Origin of the sequence: Peribacillus sp. YIM B13481 (genome assembly GCF_042787985.1) — a bacterium.
GTDB lineage: Bacteria > Bacillota > Bacilli > Bacillales > DSM-1321 > Peribacillus > Peribacillus simplex_A.
Window position 1 is genome coordinate 1 of the sequence record NZ_JBHZPE010000100.1, and the last position, 6,583, is coordinate 6,583.

The 6,583-nt window shown below is 41.8% G+C and carries 6 protein-coding genes; 2 read left to right on the forward strand and 4 right to left on the reverse strand.

Features of this window, described 5'->3' with window-relative positions; translation table 11 throughout:
• Positions 1 to 104 precede the first annotated feature (104 nt).
• From cobA to ACFX4X_RS24930, 4 genes are all read right to left on the reverse strand, one after another.
• Positions 105 to 1,553, reverse strand: coding sequence for a uroporphyrinogen-III C-methyltransferase (gene cobA / locus ACFX4X_RS24915; RefSeq protein ID WP_377387479.1), 1,449 nt, complete (start codon positions 1,551 to 1,553; stop codon positions 105 to 107).
• Positions 1,554 to 1,566: 13 nt separating this feature from the next.
• Positions 1,567 to 2,382 (reverse strand): uroporphyrinogen-III synthase, encoded by an 816-nt coding sequence (locus tag ACFX4X_RS24920; protein WP_284469993.1) that lies wholly within the window; start codon positions 2,380 to 2,382, stop codon positions 1,567 to 1,569.
• A 180-nt stretch (positions 2,383 to 2,562) separates the two neighbouring features.
• Positions 2,563 to 3,096, reverse strand: a complete 534-nt coding sequence (locus ACFX4X_RS24925; protein ID WP_377387482.1) for a hypothetical protein — start codon at positions 3,094 to 3,096, stop codon at positions 2,563 to 2,565.
• Between the two features lie 124 nt (positions 3,097 to 3,220).
• Positions 3,221 to 3,502 (reverse strand): hypothetical protein, encoded by a 282-nt coding sequence (locus tag ACFX4X_RS24930; RefSeq protein ID WP_377387485.1) that lies wholly within the window; start codon positions 3,500 to 3,502, stop codon positions 3,221 to 3,223.
• A 374-nt stretch (positions 3,503 to 3,876) separates the two neighbouring features.
• Between ACFX4X_RS24930 and ACFX4X_RS24935 the strand changes: the two genes are divergently transcribed.
• Together ACFX4X_RS24935 and ACFX4X_RS24940 are read left to right on the forward strand one after the other, a co-directional pair.
• Positions 3,877 to 4,809, forward strand: a complete 933-nt coding sequence (locus tag ACFX4X_RS24935) for an L-lactate dehydrogenase (RefSeq protein WP_377387488.1) — start codon at positions 3,877 to 3,879, stop codon at positions 4,807 to 4,809.
• A 42-nt stretch (positions 4,810 to 4,851) separates the two neighbouring features.
• Positions 4,852 to 6,426, forward strand: a complete 1,575-nt coding sequence (locus ACFX4X_RS24940; protein ID WP_377387491.1) for an L-lactate permease — start codon at positions 4,852 to 4,854, stop codon at positions 6,424 to 6,426.
• Positions 6,427 to 6,583 lie beyond the last annotated feature (157 nt).

Consider the following 6,583-nt stretch of genomic DNA (forward strand, 5'->3'; position numbering starts at 1 on the left):
TTCCTTAGTGGTTGGTCGATGTGTACCCCCACAGTGGACTTTCACCACCTAGATAGTTGCCATGCCTGGCACACAAGGAAAAAGACTCTGTTTTTTTTCAGAGTCTAATAAACATTCCTATTCACGATCAACGCCACCAATTCTTCGACAGACGGCTCATTGGGCATCATATCTTGTGCAAATCCATAGTCTTCAAGTCTTTTGCCGGTGCTTTTCCCGATTACCCCGATGGAGGCTTGATTTAGCAGCGCTTCAATATCCACGTCTGCCTTGTTCCCGTATTCCATCAGCATATCCACTGAATGCTGATTCGAAAAAAGTACCGTATCGACTTCTTTCCCGTCCAGCATTCCCGGAAGGATTTCAAGGAATCTTTCATCAACAAATTTATCGATGGATTGAAAATAAGCTTCTGCCCCATATTCCGAATCCATTTGTTCCTGTTCCCTATCTCCAATAACCAACAGTGTTCCAGTTTCCACCATCTCGGATTTGAGCTTGGCCATCAGTCCGCGTTGTTGTAAAACTTTCTTCGATTTCCTCGATAATACATAAAGTTCCGAAGAAATCCGGCGGTAATCAATGGCATATTCAGCTAGTAAATCTAAGAACCCATGGACACTTTCGGGTGAAGTGAAGAGAATTCGATCATACAAAAGAAACGAGAGCAGCTGACTTTCTTCAATTTTCACTTTTGCCGCATTCCATTTAGGAAACTCGATGACATCACCGCCAAGTTCATGCAGGGCTTCTGCCAATGAACTCTTTGCCGTCCCGGTACGGGCCACTAAAAATCGTTGTCCATATAGAGGCTTATTTTCGAACCATTGCAGTTTGCCCCTTAGTGAAATGATATCTCCTATCAAGGTGACCGCCGGATTGCCAAGCGACCTTTCACATACCCTTTCGACGATATCGTCCAAGGTCCCCTCGACCGTTTCCTGTCTTCCATAAGTGCCCCATTGAATGACGAGTGCCGGCGTATTCCCTGGCTTTCCATGATTGATCAAATTTTCGCGGATATAAGGAAGGTTGGCCACACCCATATAAAAGGCAACCGTATCCATACTATTCACAAGCCCATTCCAATCTATATCCTTCTTCGTTTGATCATGGGCCGTAACCATCGCAAAGGAACGTCCATAATCCCGATGCGTGACGGGAACTCCTGCGTACATGGATGCGGCAATGCCATACGTAACCCCCGGAATGACTTCGAATGGGATCCCCTGTTCTTTCAACGATCCCGCTTCCTCCCCGACTCTTCCAAAGACGGCAGGATCACCGCCCTTCAAACGGACGACCCGATGCCCTGCCATTGCTTTGGACACAAGCAGCTCATTTATCTCCCCTTGGCTGATACCATTCGTATAAGGTGTCTTACCACAATATATCAACTCACAATCAAGAGTGGCAGCCTCCAATAGTTTGGGACTTAGCAACCTGTCATATAAAATGACATCCGCTTTTTCGATCGCCTTTTGTCCTTTTACGGTAATCAGGCCCACATCACCCGGACCTGCCCCCACAAAATAGACTTTGCCCTTGTTCATGCCGCACTCACCCTTATCTGCTTGCAATGCCCTGATAATATTTCACCAGCTCCACCATTGCACTGCCCATCCGTTGATCTTCTGGATATATGACCCGCTTGATTCCTTCATCTATTACCACTTGTGCCGTTACTTTTCCGACAGCAAGAGCAATCACATCGGATTTAAACCAGTCGATTATTTTATCTTCCACACCTTGTTCACGGGCAAATTTCATCAAATTACGAGGCTGAGGTGCGCTCGTGAACACGACAGAATCTACCTTCCCTCCAAGAATTTCTTCGATCAGCTGACGCATCGTTTCTTTTTCGGGCGGTATATGTTCGTATGGAAGGATTTCTTTATGTTCCACTTTTTGCTCATCCAGCCAATTCATCAAAAGAGGCGCTGGATCGCCGTGAAGCTGCAAAGCGACCATTACATCTCCGGACAGATGGCCTTCCAGATTTCGAACGAGCCCTGCCGTACTGCCATCATCATCACGGATTAATGGCTGCAAGCCAAGTTTTTTCAGCATATTGACTGTTTTATAGCCCCTAGCCGCAATTTTCATGGACTGCAAAGCTTCTATGAAACGCTCTCCCGCTTCCATCTTCAATGCCGTTTTATATAATAGTTCCGTCCCCACTCCCGTCGTCAGGATGATCCAATCGAACTCTCCTGCCATCAAACGGGTGACATCCTCTTCCAAATGGGAATCATCAAGGAATACCGTCCCCTGTGCTGGACGAACGAGCGGGACTCCCCCAAGATTATCAACGATTTTACTAAGTTCTTCCGTCTTCCTCGCTCCCAATAAAGCAATGGTCCTGCCATTAAGCTTACTCATCCATGCCCCTCCTATATGTACATTCATTTTTGAAACCTCTAATCCATCTCAACCATTATACAAATTTTCAGTCTTTGAAACTATAAAAAACAAAAGTATCTGCGCCTTTTTCTTTCTTTTATCCTCTATTAAATTATAGGTTAGCAGCACTTTGCAGAAAGCAGCATTACCCTTGAACTTTCATTTCCTGAAGTATAAATGCATTAAATTGAATTCATTTTCACCATCGCATGAAATGGTATGTATGGCATCCGACTTAATGAATGCTTCACCATCAAGCTCCCCCACTTCGTTCACCATTGAAATTACAAATATATCATCTTCCAGGTTTTTAATAAAACCCTGCACATCACCATATCCCGTATTAAAAAGTTCAACTGAAACCATGAAGTTATTTTCATGTGCAAAATCCAGAAAACTCAAAAGTAAATCTTCATTTCCATCAACGAATTCAATATGATTTTGTTTTTTTGCCATATATAATCTCTTGATTTTCTTAATGTATTTCGTATTGACATTGATTTGGTGAATGCTTTCAAGATAAAGTAAACTGTATCCATCATACAACCCGGTTGAAGTAATATTAGCGGCCACTACAAACGCATCTGACACTTTTAGTATCTTAGCCACACCGAATTTTCTTAAATCATTTGTATCCGAGTATAATTCGACAAGTTCTTCTTTTTCAGAAATTTTAAGCAATTGTTTTTTCATCTTTCAATTCCCTTTCTCCGATATGATTTATTAGCCCAAATTCTTCATTAAGTTTAAATTCTCTCCTTTTAACTTTCCTTCCAAGTAAAAAAAGACTGCCACCAGGACAGCCAGTTTCCATTTATCAATTCTTGTGCACGGCCCTTTGGGCAATTTGCTCATGTTCTTTTTTTACAAAAACATCATATTGAGTGGTTTTATGGCGATTTTGAAAATACTGGGAACCTAAATTCATAGGCGTTTTCGTTTTGAACTGTATACCCTCGTTTTCCAATTTCGCTATCACCTTAAAATAATTATCATTTCCAAATGCCGTATAGATACAAGTCCAGTATTTATAGGAAATTATTTTGGCAGTTAATACACATGCAATTACGACGACTAGTATTCCAATTATGATATACACCTTTTTAGCTCCTTTTTATTTTATTTCGGAAAATCCCTTCTTTACACTATATTCTTTGCTTCATGTATCATCTCCTTTTTAAGCTGCCTTCACTTTGCTCAGATCCGATCCGACAACTACTGCAAACGGTGCTACTATCATGTAAAAAAAAACTAATTAAATATTTTTGTTTGTTGAAATGTTATAGTGCTATGTAGTACAATAACATTGTGAAATACTTCACAATGTTATTGTTTATTACAGCTCTGCAAACATAAAAACATGCAAGCCTGCAAATTTTTTTACAACTTCTTGTGAAATGTTTCACATACTAAAGGGGTGGAGATATCCTTTTAAGGAAGGTTTTACATTCGAAAAAATTGGAGGTATTCATTATGAATTCTACACAGGGAAATAAAGTCGTTTTAGTTGGTACTGGTGCAGTTGGCTCTAGTTATGCCTATGCTTTGATGAATCAAGGAATATGTGATGAGTTGGTTCTTGTCGATTTGAATCAAGAAAAAGCGAAAGGCGATGTTATGGACCTAGATCATGGTCTTGTGTATGCGCCTAGTGCCATGAATATAAAATCCGGATCATACGAGGACTGTAGGGATGCTGCAATCGTAGTCATATGTGCTGGAGCCGCTCAAAAGCCTGGAGAAACCAGGCTGGATCTTGTAAGGAAAAACATGAACATTTTTGAATCGATCGTAGGCAGCATCATGAAAGCTGGATTTAATGGCATTTTCTTGGTCGCAACGAATCCAGTAGACATTTTGGCATATGCGACATGGAAATTTTCCGGTTTACCGAAAGAAAAAGTGATTGGTTCAGGGACTATATTAGATTCTGCAAGATTCCGCTCTTTATTAGGGCAAGAATTTAATACCGCACCTACAAGTATCCATGCCTATATCATTGGTGAACATGGTGATTCACAACTTCCGGTTTGGAGCTCTGCCAATTTTTCCGGATTGCCGATAGGTCCAAAATTAAATGAAGCAAGAAAAAAAGAGATTGCCGTTCAAGTCCGTGATGCTGCATACCAGATCATTGAGTCGAAGGGTGCTACGTATTATGGAATCGCCATGGGATTGGCGAGAATCACAAAAGCGATCTTAAAGAATGAAAATGTCGTCTTACCAGTTGGCTCATTGTTGGAAGGCGAATATGGCCATAGTGATGTTTATATTGGTACCCCTACAGTCATTAATCGCACAGGCGCAAAAAACATTGTCGAACTTACCCTAAACGAGAGCGAAAAAGAACAGTTTGCCCGCTCTGTTCATACGCTTCAAGATATTCAAGCCCAATTTTGGGAGTAGTTCATACACTAACCAGAATTTCTTACGCAGGGAGCTGTCATTATGTTAGTGCAAACATACAACCCATTTAATAATCTTGCCATTTCAGCATTAGTTGCAGCTATACCGATCCTTTTATTTCTATTATGCTTGACGATTTTTAAGATGAAAGGAATCCACGCAGCCCTTCTAAACTTATTTGTTACCTTTCTTATCGTCCTTTTCCTCTTTAAGCTACCTTTGGGAGAAGCAGTCGGAAGTGTGGTTCAAGGTATGTTCCAAGGGATATGGCCGATTGGCTATATCATCGTGATGGCGGTCTGGTTATATAAAATCTCTGTTAAATCCGGAAAGTTCGAGGTGTTACGCGGTAGCATAGCAGGGATTTCACAAGACCAACGCCTTCAGCTCTTACTTATTGGTTTTTGCTTTAACGCCTTTCTTGAAGGAGCAGCAGGTTTTGGTGTACCGATCGCAATCTGCGCCGTCCTATTGGTTTCATTGGGATTCAAGCCTTTACAGGCAGCGATGCTCTGTCTAATAGCTAATGGTGCTTCGGGAGCATTCGGGGCAATCGGCATACCGGTTGGCATCATCGGGACATTCGGCTTGGAAAATGTAACATCGATGAATGTGTCCATGATGACGGCCTTAACACTGCCGCTCATTAACTTTACCATTCCGTTTTTATTAATATGGCTGATGGATGGCTTTAAGGGGATCAGAGAAGTATTGCCGGCCTTATTAGTGACATCGATTACTTATACGGTGCCCCAGGCGATCATGACCGTTTTTGTAGGCCCAGAGTTAGCTGACATTATTCCATCTCTCTTAACCATGGGGGTGCTGGCGTTATTTCTTAATAAGTGGCAGCCTAAACATCTATTTTTACTCAACGGCAAGGAATTTGAATTCGAAAAACATTCAATGGGTGATATCGTAAAGGCATGGTCTCCATTTTATCTATTGACGCTATTTGTTTTGATTTGGAGCTTTCCTGCCTTTAAAGGACTGTTCTCTCAAGGAAGTATCCTTGAATCGGCTGTCCTGAAATTCATATTTCCGGGATCTTCGATTACGATCGGCATTGATTTAATCGGTGCAACGGGAACAGCGATCTTATTGGCTGCGCTGACGACCATCGCTACGACGAAAGCCATTAATGTCAGTGAAGGTCTTTCCCTCCTGAAAAAAACGGTTTTAGAGTTTCGGATTCCAATCATCATGATCTGTGCGATCATCGCCATAGCCAAATTGATGTCATATGGTGGATTAACAAATGTTTTGGGGGAAGCGGTTGCGACAACAGGACATATCTTCCCGCTATTATCACCGCTTTTAGGATGGATCGGCGTGTTCATGACTGGATCTGTAGTGAATAACAATACGTTATTTGCTCCAATACAGGCTACGGCAGGCAACATCATAGGGACAAACTCATCATTATTGGTTTCCGCAAACACTGCCGGGGGCGTCATGGCAAAGCTCGTTTCTCCACAATCGATTGTAATCGCGACGGCTGCAGTTGGCGAAACCGGAAAAGAATCCGCTTTAACGAAAATGACATTGAAATACAGCTTTGGGTTATTAGCCTTCGTGTGCATTTGGACATTTATTTTATCGCTATTCTTTAAGTGAATCCAAGTAAAACTCACGGCTTCGAAAAAGACTGCATCCAAGATGATCAGTTCATCTTGAATGCAGCCTTTTTTACATTTGGCTGTTTTCACATACTTTGTTGCTATTTACCAGGTAGTGAGTTGTGGTTGATTTCCCCTCCAGATGCTCGCTTTCC

Coding starts and splice junctions, on each gene's coding strand:
- ACFX4X_RS24940 (WP_377387491.1), top strand. CDS start 4,852: ATGTTAGTGCAAACATACAACCCATTTAATAATCTTGCCATTTCAGCA.
- ACFX4X_RS24935 (WP_377387488.1), top strand. CDS start 3,877: ATGAATTCTACACAGGGAAATAAAGTCGTTTTAGTTGGTACTGGTGCA.
- ACFX4X_RS24920 (WP_284469993.1), bottom strand. CDS start 2,382: ATGAGTAAGCTTAATGGCAGGACCATTGCTTTATTGGGAGCGAGGAAG.
- ACFX4X_RS24925 (WP_377387482.1), bottom strand. CDS start 3,096: ATGAAAAAACAATTGCTTAAAATTTCTGAAAAAGAAGAACTTGTCGAA.
- cobA (WP_377387479.1), bottom strand. CDS start 1,553: ATGAACAAGGGCAAAGTCTATTTTGTGGGGGCAGGTCCGGGTGATGTG.